Source organism: Pedobacter sp. Hv1 (assembly GCF_001412215.1).
GTDB lineage: Bacteria > Bacteroidota > Bacteroidia > Sphingobacteriales > Sphingobacteriaceae > Pedobacter.
This window is the reverse complement of the sequence record NZ_LLWP01000010.1, coordinates 1-25453: the sequence shown is the minus strand read 5'-3', so window position 1 is coordinate 25453 and position 25453 is coordinate 1. Positions and strand designations below refer to the sequence as shown.

Sequence of the window (25453 nt, the reverse complement as noted above, 5' to 3'; positions counted from 1 at the left end):
ATAGTAGCTGGGAATAATTGATTTCAAGACGAACCATTGATCATCCTATTTCCTTACTCCGAACTCACGTTAAATTAGGTTAAAAATTTTTGTTGAAGTTCTGGAGTTGGCACCCAACAACTTTCTTCCTTACCAAACCATCGATACCGGTTCTTGGCAATGTAATTGTATACCGCATCCCTTAAAAATCGAGGAATGATGATCAAGCCATACAACAAGGGCCATAAACCATTTAATTTTTTGGCTACTCTTAATGCCGCCGTCGACTTCTGATATACCTTATCGCCTTGCAATAGAATAAAGCTGTCTCCTTGTTTCGGTTCAATACCAAAAGGAGTTAAATGTACTTGGGCATATTCACTTTGTAATGAAGCAAAATGAAATACATTTTTAGAATCTCTTTTAATGGTAAACTGTACCGCACCATTACAGAGGTTGCAGTATCCATCGAAAAATATTACAGCTTGCGCATTCATTACCATCAAAGTTAGGCCTTTCTATGCTCAATTAGGTCACATCAAAGTGTTTTGTAGCTTAAATATTTACTGGTCATCTTTATACTCACAAATACTTTATAACTTTAGTGATGCAAAAATGGCTTCTCATACTTTTCGTTTCTTTCCTTCCAATAGTAGCCCTTGCTCAACAAACCAAAAGAGCAAGAGATTATGGCATTAAGATAGGTGTAATCCCTACAGGTAAACTGAACAGCATTACCGATGTATCAGGTGTAAAAGTTGGTCATGTCACGCTGATGGCAGGGGATTCGATCAGAACTGGTGCTACGGCCATACTTCCTTATGATGGAAATATTTTTCAGCAAAAAGTACCCGCTGCCGTATTTGTAGCCAATGGTTTTGGCAAATTGGCGGGCACTACCCAAGTAATGGAATTGGGTAATCTGGAAACTCCAATTGTTTTAACGAATACGCTCAATGTATCAACAGGGATTGAGGCTTTGGTAAGCTATACCTTACAACAAAAAGGCAATGAGAATGTCCGTTCGGTTAATGCTCTAGTGGGCGAAACCAATGATAGCTATTTAAATGACATTAGGGGCAGGCACCTCAAAGAACAAGATATCTTAAATGCCATTGCAAATGCAAAAGATGGTGTGGTTGAAGAAGGTGCTGTTGGTGCAGGAACTGGAACGGTTTGTTTTGGCTACAAAGGTGGTATTGGCACCTCATCTCGTAAACTACCCCAAAGCTTGGGTGGCTATACGGTTGGTGTAATTGTGCAAAGCAATTTTGGTGGGGTATTGCAGATCAATGGGGTAAATGTGGGCAAAGAACTTGGCAAATTTGATTTCAGCAACCAATTGTTAAACAATGTAGATGGTTCTTGTATGATCGTAGTAGCTACTGATGCCCCTTTAGATAGTCGCAACTTAGAACGTTTGGCTAAAAGGGCATTTTTAGGTCTAGGTAAAACTGGAGGCATTGCCTCTAATGGTAGTGGCGATTATGTGATTGCTTTCTCCACTGATGAAAAACTAAGGGTACCACACAACCCAAAAACAACTACTTTACCCACCAACACTTTACATAATGATTATACCTCGCCCCTGTTTATGGCAGCCATAGAAGCCACAGAAGAAGCCATTATCAATTCATTATTTGCTGCCAAAACCATAACTGGCCGCAATGGCAACAAGGCTGAGGCAATGCCAATAGACAAAGTGATTTCCATTTTAAAAAAATACAACAACATTAAGTAATGAATGCTAGATACATTTCCATCAATACCGAATTAGTTCAAGAAGCCGATGCTAAAATACATGTCTCAGACCTCTCCATTCAAAGAGGTTTTGGCATATTCGATTTCCTGAAAACGATCAATGGTCAACCGATCTTTATTGAAAATCATTTCGACAGGTTCTACAATTCTGCCAAAGAACTGGGACTTACTATCGGCTATGATCGCGAAAGCCTACTTAATGCAGTTAAAGCATTGATGGAAAAAAACAATATGCCCAACTCAGGCATTAAATTCATTTTAACTGGAGGTTTTTCTGCCGATGGCTATACCATTGGCGAACCTAACTTGGTCATTACTCAAAGCCCTTTTGAATACGATACTACAGCTTTTGATAAAGGCACCACTTTGGTTACTTATAACCACCAGAGACAATTGGCAGTAATTAAAACCATCGATTACCTGCAGGCCATTCGTTTACAGCCTTACATTAAACAAAATAATGCCGACGATGTATTGTACCATGATAACGGTATGATCCGTGAATGCCCTAGAGCCAATTTCTTTATGGTAAAAGATCAAAGAATCATTAGCCCAAAAACAGCTATTTTAAAAGGCATTACCCGAAGCAAGGTATTAGATATGACAGTAGCAGACTTTTCAATTGTAGAAGAAGATTTTACACTGGAAGATTTGGCAAAGGCCGACGAAGCTTTCATTACCAGTTCTACCAAAAATGTGCTTCCGGTATTGGAAATTGATGGGCAGAAAGTGGGCGATGGAAAACCAGGAAAAATAACCCGTCAATTAAACGAGCAATTTACAGCATTAATCCAAAGGGGCTAAAAACCATTTCAAATTAACCCACATTTGAGCTAAGAAATCTGGTTTAAATCATGTCAAGCCAGAGCAGCCCCTCTCCGTTGAGCTAAAATCGGCCTTGGCCTGTTCGGCTAGCAATAATTAGCCCACCTCCCAACTTTAATAGAACAGGGCGCAGCCGTGGCTTTTTTGCCTACTTTTTCAGCTAAAGGAAAAAGTAGGACCCGCGGTAGCGACAAAGCTTTCTTTAATTCAGATTAACTTATTTTTTAATTGGTTGAAGTACCTTCCTCTTTTTCATATACAATGCTACAAAAGACAACACAAAACCAATCACGGTAATTAACAGCAATTTGTAGATATAAGGATAAGTAAGATCTACAGGCCCGTTTTCTATCATCAATATCCTAAAAATAGGCAAGTAATGGGTTAATGGAATTACACTAGAAATGTATTGTATCCATTCTGGCATCTGGCTCAAAGGCCACGTAAAACCAGATAAGATAAAACTAGGTGTTGCCACCACCATTAATACCTCGGTGGCCTTTAGCTGATTGGGGATCATGATACTCACCAACACACCAATGAAACAAACCGATAGTACAAACAAACCTGCAGTAAGTGTAAGCACACCTAGATTTTGGTAAAATGGAATGTTAAACCACCAGGTAAATGCCCAATACAACAACCAAATGCCGATACTCATGATAAGGTAAGGAAGGATTTTTACCAAAAGTAACTTCAAAGTTGAGGGAGAACGCTGCACCAAATCCTTAAATGTGCCACTCTCAAACTCTGAGGCAAAAGACAGGGCCAAGCCCAACATCAACACCTGTTGCAATACCGTTAATAAAATACCTGGCCACAAAAAATACATGTAGTTGGTAGAGCGGTTGTTCTTTTTGATAAAAGTGGTTTTAAAAGGTTCATATTGGCTCAATACCAAGCTCTCGGGCACACCCTGTTTACGCAAAGTTTCGAGTTGTACCCCTGCTTTTAAAGTACCCAAAACTACCTGAATAGCAGTAGAGGCATAATTAGCCGTAAGCACATTGGCGGTATTCACAATAGTGGTAATCTCTGGATATTTTTTGGTCAAGACCTGTTTTTCGAAACCTTCAGGAATGATCACCACACTAGCGGCATCCTTTTCAATCATTAACCTCGATAGGTCATTTTCGTCAAACTTAAGCGCAGCAATACTTAGAACTTCATTGTCATCCATCATCTCTACTGCCCTTTTGCTCATTTTACTTTGGTCACGATCTACCACAATAATAGGCAAATCGGTTACTTTACCTTTGCTGTAAACATAACCCAAAAGCACACCATACATAATTGGTGCCCCAATAAACAGGATCCTCAAAACATTATTGTTCCAAAACATCCTGAACTCTCTCTTCAGTAGGTCGAAAAATGTTTTCATTACTTTTTGTTTATTGTTACAGTTGATTTGGTTTGTAAGTCATCAGCATCTGCACTGTTTTTGGGCGAAACCGAAACTTCGTACAAGGCATCTTGCATATTGTAATCAGGATAAGCCGTAGCAATATTGGCATAGGCACCTATCTGCTTCACATTTCTGATGACGCCAGTAAGCTGTTGGTTATTTTTATAGGGAATACTAACGGTAATCTCCTCTCCTTTTTTGTAAGCCATTAAACTTGTTTCTGGCACCGTAAACCTAAAATAAACACTGCCTTTCAGAGAACCCGTAAACAAGGTATAACCAGGTAAAGCCAATTCGCCAACCTTTAAGGTAATGGTTTCAATCCTCATGTCTTGTGGAGCAATAATGAAACGCTCCTTTTCGGCAGTTTGCACTTCTTGCAAAGCACCCAAAGCACGGTCTTTTTGTCCCAGGGCCATGGTCTGTTGTTCTATCCTCACCCCGTTTTTCACATCGGCAATCTCAGCCTCTACGGCAGTGTATTGAGCCAATGCACCTTGATATTTTGCATACACCTCATCGTATTGCTGTTGGGGCACTAATGAGTCGCTTACCATTGCTTGGATCCTGCTCAACGATTTTTTGGCAAAACCATATTGTTCCTTTAGCGCATTGCGTTTGGCATCCAGTTGTTTCAATTGGTTGACAGTAGCACCTCGAACACTCATGTCATATTGTGCATCGGCCGATTTGACCGCACCTTGTGCCTGTGCTTTTTTGGCATCTACCTCTGGGATATCTAGAATTGCCAAAGTATCGCCCTGTTTCACAAAATCTCCTTCTTTTACTTTTACCTGTTTAATCCGTCCGGCAATTTTGCCTACAACGGCAATTTCATCGCGTTCCACTTTGCCCTGTATCAGTCCATTAACGGTATCTTTTCTTTTGCACGAAACCAGTGCAAACAAACTCAATAAGATGATGATATTCTTTTTCATGATTTATTTAACTTGAATAACGTTTTGTAAATTTCCAGTAGCCGAAAGCGTTTCAAATGCTGCCTTCCGCTGTTCAATAGTAAGGTTCACTTTATTTAACGAAACCTGGTAGATGTCGGTTTCTGCAGCTAAACGTTCGCTTACATTGATCAAACCTAAGCTATATTGTTTTTGTGCTACCGTGAGGTTGTGTTTGGCAATTTTCTCACGTTGATCGGCAATCTCCAACTGCTTTAATAAAGTTTCGTATTGGGTATTGTTGTATTGTAGTTGCAGACCTATCTTTTCTTTTGTAGCAGCAAGCTGATTCTCCACTTGTTTAATATTGATTTTAGCTTCATCTATTTTATGCTTGCGTTCAAAACCACTAAAGATGTCCCATTTCAGGGCAGCACCAACCATTAAGTTAGGAGATAAAGTAGCTTCATTCAATTTCAGTTTGTAAGTATTACCAGTAACAGGACCATTGAAACTACTGTTGGCGCCAAATACCGAAGCATAACTATAACTACCAAAAGCACCTACAGTTGGTAGCAAGGTTCCTTTTTCTTTCTTCAATGCATATTGATAAGCATTCTTAAAAGATTCTAAGGCTTTCAGCTCTGCCCGATTATCGGCATTTAATTGTTGCGGTAACACAATCGGATCAAGCTCATAAACTACCGCATCGATCTGCGCCTTTTCATAATGCGTAAGCATATTTATTTTTTGATAAAGTACTTTACGTTTCCCTTCTGTTTCGAGCCTTTTCGAACTCAGTTCCAGCACAGCCAATTTGATTTTATCCCGATCATAAGGAATAGCCAAACCATTGGCAATGGCCTTTTCTACACGCTCATTTTCCTTTTTCAAGCGAATCTCACTTTCGTTGATCAACTGATCGGCCTGATTAAGCAATCTAATTAGGTCAAAAGCATTGATCACCTCTTTAATGATTTCATCTTTTTTAGGCTCTGCCATCAATTCGGTTCCCTTTTTCTTGGCATCAAGCGCTTTGGCTCCGTTTAAAATCTGACCTCCACTAAACAAAACAGCTTTGGCCGTTAAGCCCCCAAAAAACAGATTGCCGTTGTTGTTAAATTGTTGGTTGCCACTAAACAGTTGTGTACCTGTAAGTGGCAAGGTCAGGGTTGGAATATCTAACGTTAAAGTGTTGTCAAAATAGCCGTATAAAGCATTTGCACTTACATGGGGAATGTATTTATTGAGCACACTTTTACGTTCAATCCCTATCTTCTCTGTTTCCAGATAATGATTGGCCAAATCAAGATCCTTGTTCAAGGCTGCGTCAATGGCCTGCATTAATGATTTCGAAACCTGTACCTGTTGCGCCTTAAGGGCAAACACATTTAACGAAACAAATGCAATTAAAAAAAACAGCTTCTTTTTCATCATATCTATTTACTTATGTTCTTATAAATTTTTTCAAAAACCTTTTTAACAGTTTCCATCTCTGCCGCAGTTAAACCAGCAGTAATATCATCTAATGCTTGGTTAGCTACCTCCATTACGCCTTGCTCTACGACTTTTCCTTTTTTGGTTAAAAAGATCAAATTCAAGCGTCTATCTTCAGCTGCAGGTTTGCGTTCCAAATAGCCGTCTCTTTCCAAGTTATCCAATAAACGGGTAGTACTGGGTTTGTCTCTACCGGTTTCATCAGCAATCACCTGTTGCGACACGCCATCTTGTTTCCAAAGCTGAACTAAGATGGTCCATTGCTCGCGGGTAAGCGCTACCGAACTGCTCTTGAATTTTTGAGCAATGTACCGGTTGATATACATGAACAACCTTCCAGTTAACAAGTTATAACGATTTTCTACAGAAATTAAATTAGTATTCATAACAATGGTTGCATAAACAACTACAAAGGTAAAATAATATAGTTAGTTAAACAACTATATTTTGGTTTATTTTCATCAATTTAAGCATAAAAAGTTAAATATCAAACACTTAAAATCAAATAAAATAATCAATTTATGAATTTTAATTTCCTATTTTAATGACTTGTCTATTGTAAATTAAATATTTTCATAAAAAAACCACTTGTTTCCTTATATTTGCCCAATCCTCATGCTATGCAAAAGAGAACACTACTCAACGGTCAAAAATTCCAAATCACAATTAAGCGACTTTGTCACCAGTTAATTGAGAATCACACTGATTTTACCAATACTGTATTGGTTGGAATCCAACCCAGAGGTACTTTTTTTGCAGATCGTGTACACCAAGAACTTTCTACCATTTTAAAAACCAACGCCATTAAAAAAGGGCATTTAGACATTACCTTTTTTAGAGACGATTTTAGAAGAAAAGATGGTTTGGTTACCGCAAGCAGCAATACCATAGATTTTATTATTGAAGGCAAACAAGTCATCTTAATTGATGATGTGTTGTGGACAGGCAGAACAATCCGTGCCGCCATGGATGCATTATTGGCTTATGGCAGACCCGAAAAAGTAGAATTAATGGTGCTGATTGACAGAAGGTTTTCGAGACATTTACCCATTGAGCCCAATTACATTGGTCAACAGGTAGATTGTGTAGACTCACAAAAAGTAAAAGTGAGTTGGAAGGAGAACGAAGGAGAAGACAAAGTGATTTTATTATCAGAAAAGCAATAACATACAATGGCAGCAGAAAAACTATCAACACGACATCTTTTAGGCATTAAAGATATTAACCTGAATGATATTGAATTGATTTTTGAAACTGCCGATAATTTTAAAGATGTCATCAATAGACCTATTAAAAAGGTTCCCTCGTTAAGAGACATCACCATTGCCAATATATTTTTCGAAAATTCTACCCGTACCAAACTTTCTTTTGAACTGGCCGAAAAAAGACTTTCTGCAGATGTAGTTAATTTCGCAGCATCTTCCTCTTCGGTAAGCAAAGGAGAAACCTTAATTGATACGGTAAACAATATCCTGGCCATGAAAGTGGATATGGTAGTGATGCGTCACCCTTATGCAGGAGCTGGTGTTTTTTTGAGCAAGCATATCAATGCACAAATTGTAAATGCCGGCGATGGCGCACACGAGCACCCTACCCAGGCTTTATTAGATGCTTATTCTATCCGCCAGAAATTAGGCGATGTAAGAGGTAAAAAGGTGGTGATTGTTGGCGATATCCTTCACTCAAGGGTAGCCATTTCAAACATCCTTTGCCTACAGTTATTAGGTGCAGAGGTAATGGTTTGCGGACCAACCACATTGATCCCAAAACATATTGCAGCCTTAGGCGTAAAAGTTGAACACGACTTGATCAAAGCATTAAATTGGTGCGATGTGGCCAATATGTTGCGCATCCAATTAGAAAGACAAGACATTAAATACTTCCCTTCTCAACGAGAATATGCCATGATGTATGGCCTGAATAAACAGATTTTAGACAACCTTAACAAAGAGATCATTGTAATGCACCCAGGGCCAATTAACCGTGGTGTGGAGATTACCAGTGATGTGGCCGACAGCAAACAATCCATTATTTTAGAGCAGGTAGAAAATGGGGTTGCGGTAAGAATGGCCGTGTTGTATCTACTGGCTAGCCAGAACGATTAATTGGAGGGAAAATGTAAGATGGAAAATGTGCCTTTTATATTTTCCATCTTACATTTTCTGTCTTACATCTTACACCCAATATACTAGGCTTTACAACTTTCCGTTAACTGTGTTATCAACAGATGTTAATTACTTATGTTGATATCTACATTAAGATGCCCTATTTTAGTACCAACCATATTTGAAATCTATGCAGAAGAAATACCTTTTCATCCCCCTATTTGTAATTGGCGGTATTGGTGCTAGTTATGCCCAATTAAGCCCATTGGTTACGTTGAACAAAAACTATCAAACAGGTTTAGAATTGCTACAAAACGAAAAATATGTAGCAGCAGCGCAACAATTTAGGTTGGTAGAAACAACTAGGACAAAAAGTAGTACACATAAAGATAGCAACGCAGAATTATCGTTGATTAAAGAGAATGCAAGATTCTATGCTGCAGTTTGTGCTTTAGAATTAGGCAATGCCGATGCAGAATCTCTGTTTCAAGAGTTCATCAAAGAATATCCACTTAACCCAAATACAGTATTGGCCTATTTCCATGTGGGCAAGTCTTATTTCGGACAAAAAAAATATCCTAAAGCCTTAGAATGGTTTGAGAAAACAGATCCTTCTACACTTTCTCAAAAACAAAGAATAGAATTTCAATTTAAACAAGGTTACGCTTATTTCGAGTTAAAGAACTTTGAAAAAGCAGAACCACTTTTTGAAATCGTAAAAAAGGACGATTCTCCGTTTAAAGAAAGTGCCACCTATTACTTTGCTTACATCAATTACTTAAATAAGGAATACAAAACCGCTTTAAGCAATTTCGAAAAGTTAAAGGGCTCTCCTACCTACGAGGCCAGTTATCCTTACTATATCACTTCAATGTATTATCTTGATGAGCGCTATGATGATGTAATTGATTATGCCCTACCTGCCATTGCCAAAACAAAACAACAGTTTGAACCAGAAATGTTGAGTTTGGTGGCGGCTTCTTATTTTGCAAAATCGGAATTTAAAAATGCAGAAAAATACTTTGCCGAATTTTACGAAAAAGATAGAAACCAGGTAAAAAATAACCTTTTCATTTATCAATATGGCTATTCGTTATTTAAAAATGCCAAGTACAAAGAAGCAGTTGCTACCCTCGAAAAACTAAATGCTGATGATGTTTACCTACAAAATGGCATGTACACTTTAGGTAAAGCAGCTTTAGAACTCAAAAACAAAGAAAAAGCTCGCGGTGCATTTTTCAGGGCATCTCGTTTAGAACTTGATAAGGTTATTCAAGAAGAAGCTTGGTTAAATTATGCCAAATTGAGCTACGAATTAGAGTTCAACAAAGAAGCATTAGAATATACCCAGAACTTTTTAAAACAGTTCCCTAATTCTAGAAAGATCAATGAAGCCAAAACCTTATTGGGCGAAATTTTACTTACCAGTAAAAACTACCAAACAGCAATTGATATTTTAGAACCTATCCAAAATAAAACGCCAGAGGCCAAAGAAGCCTACCAAAAAGCAACTTATTTTAGAGGTTTGCAATTTTACAACGAAAGAGCTTTCCCTAATGCTTTATCAATGTTTATGCGTTCGGGTAATTTTGTAGAAGATAACGAAATCCATGCTTTAAGTGTATACTGGATGGCAGAGGCCATGTACGAACTGCGCAAATTTGGCGAAGCCGTTAAAACTTTCGAGAAGTTTTTAACCATGCCATCGGCCAATAAAACCGAGGTGTACAACTTTGCCAACTATGGTTTAGGTTATGCCGCTTTCGAAGATGAGAAATATGCAAAAGCAGCCAATTATTTCGAACGTTTTTTAAGAGGCGACGATAAAGATTCAAAAACCGTAAATGATGCCACTATGCGTTTGGCAGATTCGTACTTTGTAAATAAAAACTACAATGAAGCGATGACCAATTACAATAAAATCATCAATGGTAAACTAACTGGCGATGATTATGCATTGTTTCAACGTGGAATGATCCAGGGGCTACAAAAACAAGACGATGCCAAAATTGCAACCATGCAGAGTTTGTTGAGTAAGTTTCCACTTTCTAACTATGCGGATGATGCTGGTTTTGAAACGGCCTATACTTACTTTAACAAAGGAGATTTCGATAAGTCTAAATCAGACTTGGTAGACCTAGTAGCCAAATATCCACGCAGCAGTTATGTACCTCGTGCATTGGTTACCATCGGCTTGGTACAATACAACCAAGATCAAGATGATGCGGCTTTAGAATCGTTTAAAAAAGTAATTAGAGAGTATGCCAGTTTACCTGAGGCTAAACAGGCCTTAGAATCGATCAAAAATATCTATGTAGACAGAGGTGATGCAAATGGCTTTATCAGCTATGCTGCTACTACGCCATTGGGCAACTATTCTTTAAGCGAGCAAGATAACATTGTATTCCAAGCTGCCAACAACATCTATCTAAGAGGCGATGCCAAAGGAGCTTTTGAAGCGGTAAATGCTTATTTTGACAAATTCCCTAAAGCGATCCACGACAAAGAAGCTAAATTTATCAGAGCCGAATCATTGGTGAAATTAGGTCGCTCTGCAGAAGCAATTGCCGATTACGACTATATCTTAAACGACTGGACAAGCGATTATACCGAACGCTCATTGATCAGTGTTTCTAGAGTATTGATGGAAGAGAAAAAATACAATGAAGCCATTGTTTACCTGAAAAGGTTAGAGACTACGTCTGATTACAAAGCGCATTATAGTTATGCCATCAATAATTTAATCAAGGCTTACAATGCTTTGGGCATGGCCGACGACATGATCAAATACGCAGAGTTGATCAGAACATCTGATAAAGCATCTGAAGAAGAAAAAAACAGTTCAGATCTATATACAGGTAAGGCTTACCTCATCAAAGCAGATACCGTACAGGCAGTTAAAGCATTTACCAATGTGGTTGCCAAAACCAAAACTGTGGCTGCAGCAGAAGCAAAATACAATTTAGCTGCCCTACAATATGCCAAAGGCGATTACAAAGGCTCACAAAAAACATGTTTCGATTTAACGAACAATATGCCTGCTTATGATTATTGGGTAGCTAAAACCTTTATCTTATTGGCAGACAATTATGTAGCCTTAAAAGACAAGTTCCAGGCAAAAACAACATTGTTAAGTATCATAGATGGCTATAAAGGTAAGGACGATATTATTCCAACCGCCAAAGAAAAATTAGCAAAACTAAACTAGAGCATTTGAAAATGAGATTACATAAAACCATATATACGACTACCCTATTCTTTTTTGCAGCTGGATTTTATACCTTAAAAGCACAAGAGGTAAAACCACCAGAGAAAACAGTAAGCGAAGAAATTGAAGTAATTAGACCCTATAAACCAGTTTTGGCAGAAGCGTTTAAATTAAGACGTAGCCCTGATTTAGACAACCTTAAAACTTATAGAGCCAGATTCAACTATGCCCTTTTAGACCGCAAGCTGGAACTGAATTCTGATATCCAAAAACTACAAGCCCAGCAATTGGCAGACGAACGTGCAATAGAACTGATCAATAACTATGTAAAAGGTGGTGTAGGTTCGCTCGGAACACTTTTGGCCGAAGGTTATGTAAACATTGGCAAAGATGAAGCCCTACAAGCAGGTGCGTTTTTCAGACACTTTGGTCAACAAGGCAAACTGAACAAGCAAAATGAAAACAGACAACAATTAAGTGTTTTTGGGCGTAGCATTGGCGATAAAGCAAACTTAAGTGGCCGATTGAATTATGAGAGACATGGTTTGTTCTTTTATGGTATTGATGAAACCAGACCAACATTAAACCCAAACCCAGAAAGACAAGTACTTAACTTTTTCGAATTAGAAGGGGAAGTTGTAAATAAATACAATAGCGACGAAAATGCATTCAGCTATGCTGCAAAGGTAAATGCATATATGTTCAATGATAAATATGATGCCAAAGAACAGACCATCACTTTAACTGGATATTTAAACAAAAGAATTAACAATTTCAATCTAGGTTTAGCTGCATCAACTGAGTTAGGCAACTCAAAAGATTTGAACACCAAGGTTTCAAATAACGTTTTAAGGTTAAACCCATATATCAAATTACAGGCTAATGGTGTTAAAATTACAGCTGGACTTAACTTTGTTCAAGAATTTGGCACCACTTCTACTACCAGATTTTTCCCAGCAGTTACTGCCGACTTTACCTTAATACCTGATTTTTTACAAGTATTTGGAGAAGTTAAAGGTGATGTAAACAGAAACACACTCAAATCTTTTACAGATGAAAATCCTTTCTTAAACAGCAATATCGCAATCAAGAACAGCATCGAGAAATTGAGCATTAGTGCTGGTATCAAGGGTAATGGCGGCCCAGGGTTTGGTTACAAGGCCAGATTTTACAGCAAAAAAATAACAGACATGCCCCTATTCGTAAATAACTACACTAACTTTAACAAGTTTGATGTAATTTATGATTTTGGCAACATGAAACTGTTAGGTTTAGAAGGAGAAATTTCTGTTCAGGTGAGTGATGATTTGAAATGGACAGGAAAACTAAACATAGAAGACTACAAACCGGCTTCAGAACAACACAGTTATTTCAAACCTCAACTTCGGGTAAGCTCTAACTTCCTCTTCAACTTTAACAAAAAGTTAACGTTTAATGCAAATGTTGCTATTCAGGACGATAGTAAAGCCAAGATATATACTGCTAATCCTATGGTTGGTGGTATTTATACAATGGTATATAGCCCAGCAATCGAAAATGTAGTTAATCTAAAAGGTTTCGTAGATTTGGGGCTTGGTGCCGATTATAAAATCAATAAACAATTTTCGGCTTTTGTTAAAACCACCAATATATTAAATACCAATTACAGTAAATATTTGTATTACCGCGTAAATGGCATCAGTGTTTTTGGTGGACTAAGCTATTCGTTTTAATTCGTACTCAATTAATAATTGGTTAGTACCAAATTAAAATTTAATTTTACCTGAATGGATATATTATTATACTTAACTGAGTTATTACAGAGCCGAAAAGCCATTGGCATTGTCGGACTGGGTACGTTGTATAAGAAGAAATCACCAGGTAGATACGATGTAGCCCAACATGCTTTTGTACCGCCAAGTTATGCTTTAGCATTTACTAGCGAACTAAAGGAACAAGAAGAATTAGCAAATTTCATTAGCGAACGAAGAAAGATTAGTGTCGATTCTGCCAATTATTACATTAGTGAGTTTGTAGATAATATTCAGGCCCAATTGGCAGAACAGCAAGAAGCTAATCTAGAACCTATTGGAAAATTAATCATCATTGACCATCAGCTTACTTTTATTGCCGAACAAGAAAGTAGTTTCGGAAATGAAGCTTATGGCTTACCAACATTAAATGAGCTTTCTGCTGAAAACCCAGAAGAAGCAAGCATAACAACAACCATCTCTAGCGATGAAACAGCTGATCTAAATTCAGAAATACCTAGTGCTATTGAAGAAGAAGAAACAGCTGCTGTGACTAAAGGAGCAGACACCATTGATTCTGTTGTTGAAGAAAATAAATTAGAAGAAGAAAACCCAGGTCAAGAAACGGGCGAAAAGGTTGAGGAAGATGAGCTGGATGAACAAATGGTTTACGATGAAATTACAGAAGTTACTTTACCTGTAGCAAATCAAGAAAGTGAGCATCAGCCATTAGAGGACCCAATTATAGCAGAAGATAAAGAAATACCTGTAGCAACAAGTGCTACCCCACCTCCTGTTGTTAATTATAACTACTTAGAAGATGATGATGACGACGATGATGATAGAAGACCAAGTAGATTTTTCAGAATTTTGTTAAAAACCTTGATCGTTTTAATTCTGATTGCTGTTGCAGGAGCTTTAACTTATTTCTTCTTCCCTGAATGGTTTGACCGTAAACTGATCAATAATGATGAAGTACCTGAAAATGCTGTAGCCATATTACCAATTGATACCACTCTTACAAAAACAGACTCATTAAAATATGCCGACAGTATTGCGAAAAACAACGCCATGATCAAATTGGTAAAAGATAGCAATGCAACCGACAGTAGTAAAACAATCATTTACGAAGTAATAGGCAGTGCAGAAAAGAGCCAAAAAAGAATTGATTATGTAATTAACCTCATGAAAAAAAAGGGGATTATTGCAAAACCACTTCAAAATGTACCAGGTAGACTTACTAAAATAAGTTTAGGTACTTTTACCGATTACAACTTGGCCAAAACATACCAAGATAGTTTAAAAATAAAATTAAAAAATCCTCAGATTTATATACAATCCATCAAACCAAAAAATTAATATGATTACATTGCTAATAGCGGCTGGAGACACAACAAACAAAATTATAGATAGCTTACAAACTGCTGCAAAACCGATAACTGCAGCCCCTGCCGAACTCCACTTTATAGATTTATTATTTAAAGGAGGATGGGTAATGCTACCCCTTGCCCTATTGGCTTTTTTAGGTTTAGTGATCTTTATTGAACGTTACCTAACCATTCGCAAATCGTCAAAAGACGAATCGAATTTGATGTTCCAAATTAAACAGAACATCCACGATGGAAGGTTAGATAGTGCCATTGCCTTATGTAAAAACACCAAATCGCCATTAGCCAGAATGTTAGAAAAAGGTTTGAAAAGAATTGGCAGACCAATTAAAGATATAGAAGGTGCAATTGAAAATACTGGAAAACTGGAAGTTTCAAAACTGGAAAAAAACATCGGTATTTTGGGTATCATTGCTGGTATTGCACCCATGTTAGGTTTCGTAGGTACCATTATTGGGGTAATTACCATTTTCCATGATGTATCCATTAAAGGAGAAATTGAAATTGGAACCATCTCTGGTGGTTTATATACCAAAATGATTACTTCAGCAACAGGATTGATCATTGGTATTGTAGCTTACGTTTTATACCATATTTTAAATATGATGGTAGAGAAAATCATCCTTAAAATGGAAACCGATGCAATTGAGTTTATTGACTTATTAGAAGAGCCGGGCAAATAATGAATTTACGCAAAAGAAAAAAAGGTGCAGTTGAGGTTCATACTTCTGCATTAAATGATATCATGTTCTTTCTACTTTTGTTCTTTCTACTGGCCTCAGCCGTAGTTAACCCAAGGGTAGTTAAACTTTTATTGCCAAAATCAGAAAGTGGACAACAATCTACAGCAAAAAAGGCAATAACGGTAAGCATAGACGAAAAATTAAATTATTTCGTTGATAAAAAACCAACTACTATAGAACAATTGCAAACTGTGGTAGAAAGCTACCAGAAAATCGAACCAGATTTGACGATTATTTTGTACGTAGAAAAAAGTGTACCTGCCGAAAATATCATGAAAGCTTATGATGTGGCCAACAAATTAAAACTAAAACTTGTTTTAGCTGTAGATCCTAAAAAATAATGACAACTACAAACGAAGAAAATAACTATCCAAAAGCCATAGCCATTGCTACAGTCCTAATGGGCCTGTTTATTGGTTTAAGTTTCCTATGGGTAATTAGTGCCTTCAACCCCGAAGAAGAACCTGGCATGGGTGGTATGGTAGTAAATTATGGTACCGCTGCAGTTGGGATGGGTAATGATTATACGAGTATTGAAGAACCTTCGGTTGACCCCAATGCCAATCAGAAAATGCCTGATAAGGTTACTCCCGAAGAAAAAGTTAAGCCAACCACCTCTTCTCAAGTTGATGCAAAGGATATCCTTACACAAGATGTTGAAGATGCAGTAGCTGTGAATACCAAAAAAACAAAAAGTACCAATGCACCAACCAGTGCTAAAGAAGAAAAACCTGCGCAACCAACCATTAATCCAAATGCTTTGTACAAAGGCAATAAGAACAATGGTAAAGGAGAAGGCGATGGTACGGGCAATGCCCCTGGTAATCAAGGCAGCATCAATGGCGATCCTTTGGCACCAAATTATGGCGAAGGTGGCTCCGGAAATGGAGATACCCCTGTTCCATTAAGTAAATTCAATAACTTGAAGTCTATTGACGATAATGGACAACAGACAGGAAAAATAGCTGTAAAAATCCGTGTCAATAGAGAAGGAAAAGTAATTTCTGCAACTGCCGGTGCAAAGGGAACCACTTTTTCTGACAATGCTTTATTCCGTAAATGTGAAGATGCAGTAATGGGTGCCAGTTTAGATAAAGTAGGCGCAGGTTACGAAAACAGAACTTTTATTGTGGTGTTTAATTTTAAGGTGAAGTAGAAAGATAAGACTCCTATTTGGTAATTGTCTCATATCTCAACAATGACATACGCTCAAACCCTCGATTTTTTATACAGTAAACTTCCCATGTTTACCCGTGTAGGTGCTGTTGCTTTAAAAAAAGATTTGCACAATACCTTAGCCATGTGTGTTGCATTGGGTAACCCTCAGCATCAGTTTAAAAGCGTCCATGTAGGTGGTACTAATGGTAAAGGGTCTACCTCGCACATGCTTGCTGCCATTTTACAACAAGCTGGTTATAAAACCGGTCTTTATACCTCTCCACACCTAAAAGATTTCAGAGAACGGATACGGATCAATGGAAAAATGGTACCAAAAGCTTTTGTTACTGATTTTGTAAAAACGCAAAACCAGTTGATTGAACAAATAGAGCCTTCTTTTTTCGAAGTTACCGTAGCTATGGCTTTTGCTTATTTTGCGCAAGAAAAAGTAGATGTAGCCATTATAGAAGTAGGCTTGGGAGGCAGATTAGATTCTACCAATATCATTAGGCCAGACTTAGCTGTAATCACCAATATCAGCTTAGACCACACCAATATTTTAGGTAATACATTACCCGAAATTGCTTATGAAAAAGCCGGGATTATCAAGTCTCAAATTCCTGTAGTAATTGGCGAGCGACAAGAAGAAACAGCGACTGTTTTTATTGAAAAAGCTAAACTCGAGAATGCAGCCATTACTTTTGCTGATGATGTTTTACACCTCGACCATATTCAGCAAAATGCTGCGCAATTAAGTGTCGACGTATACAATGGCAATCAAATCAGTTATCCAAAACTTGTACTAGATTTAACAGGTAGTCATCAACTCAAAAACATACTTACCGTTATAGAAAGTATACTGATTTTAAAAGAAAAAGGATATACCATTGCTGATGATGCTGTTTATACGGCCTTAAAACAAGTCAAAAAATTAACCAGTCTACAAGGCAGGTGGCAAACCTTAAGTAAAAACCCTTTGGTCATTTGTGATACAGGCCACAACAAAGCTGGTTTATTAGAAGTAATCCAAAATATCAACAACACTCCCCACCATCATTTGCACATGGTATTGGGCATGGTTAAAGACAAAGATATTTCTGGAGTATTGGCCATACTGCCTAAAAATGCCACTTATTATTTTTGCCAACCTAACCTAGAAAGGGCATTAGCAGTAGAAGAATTAGCAGCCCAAGCCGCCTCATTTGGATTGAAAGGAGAAACATTTGAAAGTGTAGAAAAAGCACTTGAAAATGCAAAAAAAATGGCGGGGTCAAAAGATTTAATATTTGTAGGCGGAAGCACCTTCGTCGTAGCAGAAATAATATAAAAAATTCACTTTTACTTCACATAGCATTTCTTACTTTTACGGTCTACTTAACTAGATACAAATGAAATTTAAACACCTTTCTCTGCTGGTTTTGCTATTGGTGAGCATCCAATCTTTTGCTCAAAAATGGACTAAACCTGCTACTGCAAATCAAGCCAGTTCTTACCCACAAAAAATAGACAGACCTAAATTAGTTGTAGGTTTAGTAATCGATCAGATGCGTTGGGATTATTTATACCGTTATTACGACCGTTACAGCAAAGGCGGATTTAAAAGACTGATCAATGATGGGTTTTCGGCCGAAAATACGTTTATCCCTTACACCCCTACTTACACTGCTTGCGGTCACACTTCTATCTACACTGGCTCTGTACCTGCAATTAATGGCATTATCGGTAACAATTGGTTCGATCCAGAATTGGGAAGAGATGTATATTGTACAGAAGATAGAAATGTTAAAACTGTAGGTAGCGCCACAAGGGCTGGAGAAATGTCGCCAAAGAACATGTTGGTAACAACCATTACAGACGAATTACGTTTAGCTACTAATTTTAGAAGCAAAGTAATTGGTATCTCGCAAAAAGATAGAGGTTCAATCTTACCTGCAGGTCACTCTGCAAATGCCGCTTATTGGTATGATGGTGGTTCTGGCGATTGGATTACCAGTACTTACTACATGCCTACCTTGCCTACTTGGGTTTCAGATTACAATAAAAAGAAAGTAGCCAATGATTTTTATGCCAAAGAGTGGAATACTTTATATCCGATCAATACCTATACACAAAGTACATCGGATGACAAACCCTATGAAGGAAAATTCAAAGGTGAAACAAGTACTTCATTCCCACACTTATTGAGCAGCAACATTGGTAAAAATTACGACTTGATCAGAAGTACACCATATGGTAACACCATGACATTTGATTTGTCTAAATTGGCTATCCAAAATGAGAAAATGGGCCAAACTGGCAATACCGATTTCTTGGCCATTAGCTGTTCATCAACAGATTATGTTGGCCATCAATTTGGACCAAACTCTATCGAAGCAGAAGATACTTATTTGCGTTTAGACAAAGATTTAGAAGATTTCTTCAACTATTTAGATAAAACATTAGGTAAAGGAAACTATTTATTTTTCCTATCTGCAGATCATGCTGTAGCTCACGTACCTGGCTTTATGGCCGAGAACAAAATGCCTGCAGGTTTGGTAAACAACTCTACCTTAAGAAAGGGATTGGATACGGTAATGAATAAAAAATTCAACCTTTCTAAATCGGTAATTACGGTAATGAATAACCAAGTTTATTTTGACCATAGTGTAATTGAAGATAAAAAAGTAGATTTTGCCCAAGTTAAAAAAGCAGCAATCGAATATTTAACCAAACAAGATGGAATTGCAGATGCTGTTGATCTACAAATTTTAAATACATCAACCATTCCAGAAGAAATTAGAAAACGAATTACAAATGGTTACAATGCCCGTCGCAGTGGTGATGTTTATTTCTTACTACAATCTAACTGGTTCGATGGTGGCAATACCGGCACTACACATGGTGCCTGGTATCCATACGATTCGCATATTCCATTGGTTTTCATGGGCTGGAAAGTTAAACCGGGCAAAACCAACCAAACTTATTACATGAGTGATATTGCTGCTACCTTAGCTGCCATGTTACGCATCCAAATGCCAAGTGGAAGCGTGGGTAATGCAATTACAGAGTTAACGCATTAACCTTATACCACATCATTTAATAAAGGGAGAAAGTTATCAAACAGCTTTCTCCCTTTATTTTTACTTGTCTTTTTGAATTTGACATTGTATTGATTCGGTGATTAATGCCTTCAATACCTAGTTTTTGTTAACTTTGTACACCAAATACAAAAACCTACATGGAACAAATTCAAGTCTACAAACCCAAAAATAAAATTCGTTTTGTTACCGCTGCTGCATTATTCGATGGGCACGATGCCACTATTAATATCATGCGTCGTATTCTTCAATCTTCAGGAGCAGAAGTAATTCACTTGGGGCATAACAGGTCTGTAGAAGAAGTGGTCAACTGTGCCATTCAAGAAGATGTTCAAGGTATTGCCATGACTTCTTACCAAGGTGGTCATATCGAATATTTCAAATACATGTATGATTTGCTGCAACAAAAAGGTGCCAAACACATTAAAATATTTGGTGGTGGTGGTGGTGTAATTCTTCCATCAGAGATAGCAGAGTTACAAGCTTATGGCGTTACTCGAATCTATTCTCCAGACGACGGCCGTAAAATGGGCTTGCAGGGCATGATCAACAACATGTTAGAGCAGACCGATTTTATTACCACCAAAGCAATTACTACTGAACTCGAAACCATCCCTCAGAAAGAAGTAAAAAGCATCGCCTCGGCCATTACCGTTGCAGAAAATGATCCAGAAGGTGCTCAAAAATTCGTAGATGAGTTAAAGAAATTGACCTTAAATAACCAAGCCCCAGTTTTAGGGATCACAGGTACAGGTGGTTCTGGTAAATCGTCATTAGTTGACGAATTGGTGCGCCGATTTTTAATTGAGGTAAAAGATAAAACCTTAGCCATTATCTCTGTAGACCCATCTAAACGTAAAACTGGTGGCGCCTTATTGGGCGATAGAATCCGCATGAATGCGATCAACAATTCTAGGGTTTACATGCGTTCGTTAGCTACCAGACAAGCTAATTTAGCCCTTTCTAAAAATGTACAAGAGAGTATAGACATCTGCAAAGCGGCAGGATACGACCTGATTATTGTAGAAACCTCCGGTATTGGTCAATCAGATACTGAAATTACCGAACATTGCGATATCTCCTTATATGTAATGACACCTGAATTTGGGGCAGCTACGCAATTAGAAAAAATTGACATGCTTGATTTTGCCGATCTAGTTGCCATCAATAAGTTTGATAAAAGAGGTGCATTAGATGCATTGAGAGATGTACGCAAACAATACAAACGTAACCATAACCTTTTCGAGGCCAAAGATGATGAGATTCCAGTATATGGAACCATGGCCTCACAGTTTAACGATCCGGGAATGAACAACCTTTTTGTGGCTTTATTAAGTGGCATAAAGGAAAAAACCGGAGTTGATTTCAAGGCTGAAATGGTAATGACCACCAATCAATCTGAAAAAATATACATTATTCCACCAGATCGCATCCGTTATTTATCTGAAATTGCAGAAGCAAGCGAAACCTATAATGAATGGGTAGATAAACAATGTAAAATTGCTAGAAAATTGTATCAGCTTCAAGGGGTAATCAATTTTTCGAACGATTTCGAGAACTTTGGAGAAGGTTTAAAGGATGCCTACACCTATTTAGAAGAGCAATTAGATGGCGAATGCAGACGTTTACTCCGCCAATGGCCAGATACCAAGCTAAAATATAAAGCAGAATTCTTTGTTTATAAAGTTCGCGACAAAGAAATTAAACAACCGCTTTATTACGAGTCGTTATCTAAATTACAAATCCCTAAAGTGTCTTTACCTAGATACGAAGATTGGGGAGATATTTTACGTTGGTTGTTAACAGAAAATGTTCCTGGCGAATTCCCTTATGCAGCTGGTGTTTTCCCTTTAAAAAGAGATGGGGAAGACCCAACACGGATGTTTGCCGGAGAAGGTGGACCAGAAAGGACAAATAAACGTTTCCATTATGTATCCTTAGGTCAGCCAGCACACCGTTTGTCTACCGCATTCGACTCAGTTACACTCTATGGAGAAGATCCACATGTAAGACCAGATATTTATGGCAAAATTGGTAACTCTGGTGTAAGTATTGCCACTTTGGATGATGCCAAAAAACTATATTGTGGTTTTGATCTTTGTGCGCCTTCTACATCGGTTTCCATGACCATCAATGGTCCCGCACCAATGCTATTGGGCTTTTTTATGAATGCCGCTATTGATCAACAATGTGAAAAATACATTATCGAAAATGGCTTAGAGAAAGAAACCCAAGCGAAGATTAAACAGATCTATAAAGAAAAAGGAATTGAACCACCAACCTACCAAGGCGAATTGCCACAGGGTAACAATGGCTTAGGTTTAATGTTATTGGGCTTAACAGGCGATGAGGTTTTACCTGCTGATATTTATGCACCAATTAGAGCAAAAGCCATTAGTTCGGTAAGAGGTACCGTACAAGCAGATATTTTGAAAGAAGATCAGGCCCAAAATACCTGTATATTCTCTACAGAATTTGCATTAAGGATGATGGGCGATATTCAAAAGTATTTTATTGACGAGAAGGTTCGAAACTTCTATTCGGTATCTATTTCTGGTTACCACATTGCAGAAGCTGGCGCTAATCCGATTTCTCAATTGGCCTTTACCCTAAGTAATGGTTTTACTTTTGTTGAATATTACTTAAGTAGAGGAATGAATATCGACGATTTTGCGCCAAACCTTTCCTTCTTTTTCAGTAATGGTATCGATCCAGAATATTCGGTAATTGGTCGTGTAGCCAGAAGAATTTGGGCAAAAGCCATTAAAAATAAATACAAGGGCAATGACCGTTCTCAAAAATTAAAATACCATATTCAAACCTCAGGTCGTTCTTTACATGCCCAAGAGATTGATTTTAATGATATCAGAACAACGTTGCAGGCTTTATATGCGATTTACGACAACTGTAATTCATTACATACCAATGCCTACGATGAAGCCATTACCACACCAACAGAAGAATCAGTACGCAGAGCAATGGCTATTCAGTTGATCATTAACCGAGAGTTGGGTTTGGCCAAAAACGAAAACCCATTACAAGGTGCCTTCATCATCGAAGATTTAACCGATCTGGTAGAAGAGGCGGTATTGGCCGAATTTAAGCGAATCAATGATCGTGGAGGTGTTTTAGGCGCAATGGAAACGATGTACCAAAGAGGTAAGATACAAGAAGAAAGCTTGTATTACGAAACGCTGAAACATACTGGCGAATACCCTATTGTTGGAGTGAATACTTTCTTGAATAAAAATGGATCGCCTACAATTGTTCCTGGAGAAGTTATTCGTGCTACAGAAGAAGAAAAACAATATCAGATCACCGCTTTAAAAGCTTTCCAAGATAGAAATGCTAAGAAAACTGCAGATGCATTGAAACAACTTCAATTATCGGCTGTTGCTGGCAATAATATTTTTGAAGATTTAATGGAAGTTTGTAAAATCTGCTCTTTAGGGCAAATTAGCAATGCATTATATGAAGTTGGTGGTCAATACCGAAGAAATATGTAATTAGTTAAGCGCTAAAACAATGATGAAAAAAACCTTATTTTTTATCTTCTTGATGGTCCTTCAAATCAAAACATTTGCTTTCGAAGAGCCTAAATCAAGCTATATCATTGTTTTGGGCGTAGCTCAAGATGGCGGTTACCCACACATGGGGTGCCAGAAAGAGTGCTGTAAACAAGCTTGGAAAAATCCAGCTATGCGAAGAAACGTGGTTTCGCTTGCCTTGGTTGATCCTGTGAATAAAAAATGGTATTTATTCGAAGCTACACCAGATATTAAACAGCAATTACAAAATTTTCGCACACAAACACAGCAAAAATATCCTTACCTACCAGAAGGTGTTTTTATTACCCATGCCCATATTGGCCACTATACAGGCTTAATGGAATTTGGCAGAGAAGTAATGGGAACCAAAAACTTAAAAGTTTACGTTCTTCCTAAATTTAAAAGTTATTTAGAACAGAATGGCCCATGGAGCCAATTGGTGAAATTAAACAACATCAACCTGATTGAATTAACTGCCAATATATCTATCAATATAGCCAACAACACTGTTGCTGCATTTACGGTACCTCATAGAGACGAGTACTCTGAAACAGCTGGTTTTAAAATCATCACCCCAACAAAGAAATACCTCTTTATACCAGATATTGACAAGTGGAACAAATGGGATAGAGACATTGTAACAGAGATTAAGAACGTAGATGTTGCACTATTGGATGCTACTTTTTATACCAACACGGAACTAGGCAATAGAGCCATAGCCGAGGTTCCACATCCATTGGTTACAGAAACGGAAGCTTTATTAGCAAAGGAAGACTTAAAAACAAGGCAAAAGGTCTATTTCATCCATTTCAATCATACCAATCCTTTGCTTTGGAAGCCAGAAACACAAAAAGAAGTATTGAAAAACGGCTTTAATTTAGCGCATCAAGCTCAGGTTTTTCATTGATATTTATTCCATAAAAAAACCCAAATTTTTCAATTTGGGTTTCATATATCATTTAGAAAAAAATTAAGCATTGATCCAGCTAAACTTGTATTCCATTGTTGGATTTTTCATTCGCTCTGCTACACGTAATAAACGCGAAGGTAAGTTCATTACATAGTCTCTAGCTCGCTCACCTGCTTCGTTCAACTCTTGAAGATTATCAATTTTCCACTCTTCGATCAATTGCTGCATAATTTCAACATAATCTACAGCAGTATATACCCCTAAACGTTGTGCTGCATCTGTAAAATGACCAAAAGTCTGACCAATTTTCTGTCCCATTTCACGTAAGAAGTGTGCAGGCATTACAATTTTCTTGCGCATCATGTCTTCAAAGGCAATCATTGCTTCACTAGGATCAACTTCAAATATCTTAGACATGAAATCTTTATAAGCTTTGGCATGTCTAGCTTCATCAGAAGCAATTACACCACACATCTTAGACAATAAGGTATCTCCATCTTTTTTAGCTAGCGATGCTACTCTTCTGTGAGAGATATTAGTTGCTAACTCTTGGAAACTAGTATATACAAAGTTACGATAAGGATCATGTCCTGTACCAATATCAAATCCATCAGCAATTAAATATTGCGTAGAAATTTCCATTTGGCGCATGTCTACACGGCCTGATAGGTATAAATATTTGTTCAATAGATCTCCGTGGCGATTTTCTTCTGCTGTCCAGTTACGGTTCCATTTCATCCAACCACCCTCTTCGTCACGAGAAATATCATCCATCATCATTAACCACGATTCGTAAGTTGGAAGTGCCTCTTCTGTAATGGTATCACCAATCAATACAGCTACTAAATCATAAGAAAGATCTTTTGCATTCTCTCTTAAAATTTTAATATCTTGGTAAAAAGAATCTGTAGTTGAGTCTGGTAAAAAATCAGAAGGTTGCCAATTGGTATCTATAGGTTTCAAATAGGTAGGCATCATTTTAAGCATGTATTTCTCAACATGTAATAATACTTCCTTTCTTGATCCAAAATTGATTTTCATCGTTTTTTAATTAAGGTACAAAGATACGCATTATACAGCGTTTAGCCTTAGTTTATTTGTAATTAAAACCATGATGAACAGGTGATTTTGCTCACTTTTTAGTGAAATTTCATCAAATAAAGCCTTTAATCGGCCTAATTTGCTCAGCAATTGCTGTCTTCTCTTTAAAAAAGTTTGTATAA

General features: G+C 37.5%; 20 protein-coding genes. 14 read left to right on the top strand and 6 right to left on the bottom strand.

The features are described 5' to 3' along the window. Positions 1 to 74 precede the first annotated feature (74 nt). On the bottom strand, positions 75 to 476 hold the full coding sequence (locus AQF98_RS19140) for a thiol-disulfide oxidoreductase DCC family protein (RefSeq protein WP_055133635.1): 402 nt from the start codon (positions 474 to 476) through the stop codon (positions 75 to 77). 110 nt (positions 477 to 586) lie between these two features. Here AQF98_RS19140 and AQF98_RS19135 point away from each other — a divergent pair, with 110 nt between their 5' ends. Together AQF98_RS19135 and AQF98_RS19130 are read left to right on the top strand one after the other, a co-directional pair. Beyond that, positions 587 to 1720, top strand: a complete 1134-nt coding sequence (locus AQF98_RS19135; RefSeq protein ID WP_055133597.1) for a P1 family peptidase — start codon at positions 587 to 589, stop codon at positions 1718 to 1720. Further along, positions 1720 to 2544, top strand: a complete 825-nt coding sequence (locus AQF98_RS19130) for an aminotransferase class IV (protein WP_055133596.1) — start codon at positions 1720 to 1722, stop codon at positions 2542 to 2544. The genes AQF98_RS19135 and AQF98_RS19130 overlap by 1 nt, the downstream gene beginning before the upstream one ends. Positions 2545 to 2782: 238 nt before the next feature. On the opposite strand, the gene AQF98_RS19125 is transcribed toward AQF98_RS19130, so the two are convergent. Genes AQF98_RS19125 through AQF98_RS19110 form a run of 4 tightly spaced genes read right to left on the bottom strand, consistent with a single transcriptional unit; the run spans position 2783 to position 6749 of the window. Next, positions 2783 to 3946 carry an ABC transporter permease gene (locus tag AQF98_RS19125; protein WP_055133595.1) on the bottom strand — a complete coding sequence of 388 codons (1164 nt, stop codon included), beginning with the start codon at positions 3944 to 3946 and terminating at the stop codon, positions 2783 to 2785. Then, the gene (locus AQF98_RS19120) at positions 3946 to 4908 is read right to left on the bottom strand and encodes an HlyD family secretion protein (RefSeq protein ID WP_055133594.1); all 963 of its coding nucleotides are present in this window, start codon (positions 4906 to 4908) and stop codon (positions 3946 to 3948) included. The genes AQF98_RS19125 and AQF98_RS19120 overlap by 1 nt, the downstream gene beginning before the upstream one ends. Positions 4909 to 4911: 3 nt before the next feature. Further along, the gene (locus AQF98_RS19115; protein ID WP_200911926.1) at positions 4912 to 6303 is read right to left on the bottom strand and encodes a TolC family protein; all 1392 of its coding nucleotides are present in this window, start codon (positions 6301 to 6303) and stop codon (positions 4912 to 4914) included. Between the two features lie 2 nt (positions 6304 to 6305). After that, positions 6306 to 6749 (bottom strand): MarR family winged helix-turn-helix transcriptional regulator, encoded by a 444-nt coding sequence (locus AQF98_RS19110; protein ID WP_055133593.1) that lies wholly within the window; start codon positions 6747 to 6749, stop codon positions 6306 to 6308. A 234-nt stretch (positions 6750 to 6983) separates the two neighbouring features. Here AQF98_RS19110 and pyrR point away from each other — a divergent pair, with 234 nt between their 5' ends. From pyrR to AQF98_RS19050, 12 genes are all read left to right on the top strand, one after another. Beyond that, a complete protein-coding gene (gene pyrR / locus AQF98_RS19105) occupies positions 6984 to 7529 on the top strand; it encodes a bifunctional pyr operon transcriptional regulator/uracil phosphoribosyltransferase PyrR (protein WP_055133592.1) in 546 nt (181 codons plus the stop codon). A gap of 6 nt (positions 7530 to 7535) precedes the next feature. Further along, positions 7536 to 8468, top strand: a complete 933-nt coding sequence (locus AQF98_RS19100) for an aspartate carbamoyltransferase catalytic subunit (RefSeq protein WP_055133591.1) — start codon at positions 7536 to 7538, stop codon at positions 8466 to 8468. A 190-nt stretch (positions 8469 to 8658) separates the two neighbouring features. Continuing rightward, complete coding sequence (locus AQF98_RS19095) at positions 8659 to 11676, top strand: tetratricopeptide repeat protein (protein WP_055133590.1); 3018 nt, start codon at positions 8659 to 8661, stop codon at positions 11674 to 11676. Positions 11677 to 11687: 11 nt separating this feature from the next. After that, positions 11688 to 13388 carry a hypothetical protein gene (locus AQF98_RS19090; protein ID WP_055133589.1) on the top strand — a complete coding sequence of 567 codons (1701 nt, stop codon included), beginning with the start codon at positions 11688 to 11690 and terminating at the stop codon, positions 13386 to 13388. 54 nt (positions 13389 to 13442) lie between these two features. Next, positions 13443 to 14765: a hypothetical protein gene (locus tag AQF98_RS19085; RefSeq protein WP_055133588.1), complete on the top strand. Its 1323-nt coding sequence runs from the start codon at positions 13443 to 13445 to the stop codon at positions 14763 to 14765. Position 14766: 1 nt separating this feature from the next. After that, positions 14767 to 15477 carry a MotA/TolQ/ExbB proton channel family protein gene (locus AQF98_RS19080; protein ID WP_055133587.1) on the top strand — a complete coding sequence of 237 codons (711 nt, stop codon included), beginning with the start codon at positions 14767 to 14769 and terminating at the stop codon, positions 15475 to 15477. Next, the gene (locus AQF98_RS19075) at positions 15477 to 15878 is read left to right on the top strand and encodes a biopolymer transporter ExbD (RefSeq protein ID WP_055133586.1); all 402 of its coding nucleotides are present in this window, start codon (positions 15477 to 15479) and stop codon (positions 15876 to 15878) included. Before AQF98_RS19080 ends, AQF98_RS19075 begins: the two co-directional genes overlap by 1 nt. Next, positions 15878 to 16693, top strand: coding sequence for a hypothetical protein (locus AQF98_RS19070; protein ID WP_055133585.1), 816 nt, complete (start codon positions 15878 to 15880; stop codon positions 16691 to 16693). Before AQF98_RS19075 ends, AQF98_RS19070 begins: the two co-directional genes overlap by 1 nt. A gap of 42 nt (positions 16694 to 16735) precedes the next feature. Then, positions 16736 to 18022 carry a folylpolyglutamate synthase/dihydrofolate synthase family protein gene (locus AQF98_RS19065; protein ID WP_055133584.1) on the top strand — a complete coding sequence of 429 codons (1287 nt, stop codon included), beginning with the start codon at positions 16736 to 16738 and terminating at the stop codon, positions 18020 to 18022. A gap of 61 nt (positions 18023 to 18083) precedes the next feature. Beyond that, positions 18084 to 19754 carry an alkaline phosphatase PafA gene (gene pafA, locus AQF98_RS19060; RefSeq protein ID WP_055133583.1) on the top strand — a complete coding sequence of 557 codons (1671 nt, stop codon included), beginning with the start codon at positions 18084 to 18086 and terminating at the stop codon, positions 19752 to 19754. 158 nt (positions 19755 to 19912) lie between these two features. Further along, the gene (locus AQF98_RS19055; RefSeq protein WP_055133582.1) at positions 19913 to 23278 is read left to right on the top strand and encodes a methylmalonyl-CoA mutase family protein; all 3366 of its coding nucleotides are present in this window, start codon (positions 19913 to 19915) and stop codon (positions 23276 to 23278) included. Between the two features lie 19 nt (positions 23279 to 23297). After that, a complete protein-coding gene (locus AQF98_RS19050) occupies positions 23298 to 24227 on the top strand; it encodes an MBL fold metallo-hydrolase (protein ID WP_200911924.1) in 930 nt (309 codons plus the stop codon). A 63-nt stretch (positions 24228 to 24290) separates the two neighbouring features. Here AQF98_RS19050 and AQF98_RS19045 read toward each other — a convergent pair whose 3' ends face one another. Then, positions 24291 to 25271 carry an acyl-ACP desaturase gene (locus AQF98_RS19045; RefSeq protein ID WP_055133580.1) on the bottom strand — a complete coding sequence of 327 codons (981 nt, stop codon included), beginning with the start codon at positions 25269 to 25271 and terminating at the stop codon, positions 24291 to 24293. Positions 25272 to 25453: the final 182 nt, after the last annotated feature.

Coding starts and splice junctions, on each gene's coding strand:
- AQF98_RS19140 (WP_055133635.1), bottom strand. CDS start 476: ATGAATGCGCAAGCTGTAATATTTTTCGATGGATACTGCAACCTCTGT.
- AQF98_RS19090 (WP_055133589.1), top strand. CDS start 11,688: ATGAGATTACATAAAACCATATATACGACTACCCTATTCTTTTTTGCA.
- AQF98_RS19130 (WP_055133596.1), top strand. CDS start 1,720: ATGAATGCTAGATACATTTCCATCAATACCGAATTAGTTCAAGAAGCC.
- pyrR (WP_055133592.1), top strand. CDS start 6,984: ATGCAAAAGAGAACACTACTCAACGGTCAAAAATTCCAAATCACAATT.
- AQF98_RS19050 (WP_200911924.1), top strand. CDS start 23,298: ATGATGAAAAAAACCTTATTTTTTATCTTCTTGATGGTCCTTCAAATC.
- AQF98_RS19085 (WP_055133588.1), top strand. CDS start 13,443: ATGGATATATTATTATACTTAACTGAGTTATTACAGAGCCGAAAAGCC.
- AQF98_RS19120 (WP_055133594.1), bottom strand. CDS start 4,908: ATGAAAAAGAATATCATCATCTTATTGAGTTTGTTTGCACTGGTTTCG.
- AQF98_RS19125 (WP_055133595.1), bottom strand. CDS start 3,946: ATGAAAACATTTTTCGACCTACTGAAGAGAGAGTTCAGGATGTTTTGG.
- AQF98_RS19055 (WP_055133582.1), top strand. CDS start 19,913: ATGGAACAAATTCAAGTCTACAAACCCAAAAATAAAATTCGTTTTGTT.
- AQF98_RS19135 (WP_055133597.1), top strand. CDS start 587: ATGCAAAAATGGCTTCTCATACTTTTCGTTTCTTTCCTTCCAATAGTA.
- AQF98_RS19045 (WP_055133580.1), bottom strand. CDS start 25,271: ATGAAAATCAATTTTGGATCAAGAAAGGAAGTATTATTACATGTTGAG.
- AQF98_RS19065 (WP_055133584.1), top strand. CDS start 16,736: ATGACATACGCTCAAACCCTCGATTTTTTATACAGTAAACTTCCCATG.
- AQF98_RS19080 (WP_055133587.1), top strand. CDS start 14,767: ATGATTACATTGCTAATAGCGGCTGGAGACACAACAAACAAAATTATA.
- pafA (WP_055133583.1), top strand. CDS start 18,084: ATGAAATTTAAACACCTTTCTCTGCTGGTTTTGCTATTGGTGAGCATC.
- AQF98_RS19070 (WP_055133585.1), top strand. CDS start 15,878: ATGACAACTACAAACGAAGAAAATAACTATCCAAAAGCCATAGCCATT.
- AQF98_RS19075 (WP_055133586.1), top strand. CDS start 15,477: ATGAATTTACGCAAAAGAAAAAAAGGTGCAGTTGAGGTTCATACTTCT.
- AQF98_RS19115 (WP_200911926.1), bottom strand. CDS start 6,303: ATGATGAAAAAGAAGCTGTTTTTTTTAATTGCATTTGTTTCGTTAAAT.
- AQF98_RS19110 (WP_055133593.1), bottom strand. CDS start 6,749: ATGAATACTAATTTAATTTCTGTAGAAAATCGTTATAACTTGTTAACT.
- AQF98_RS19095 (WP_055133590.1), top strand. CDS start 8,659: ATGCAGAAGAAATACCTTTTCATCCCCCTATTTGTAATTGGCGGTATT.
- AQF98_RS19100 (WP_055133591.1), top strand. CDS start 7,536: ATGGCAGCAGAAAAACTATCAACACGACATCTTTTAGGCATTAAAGAT.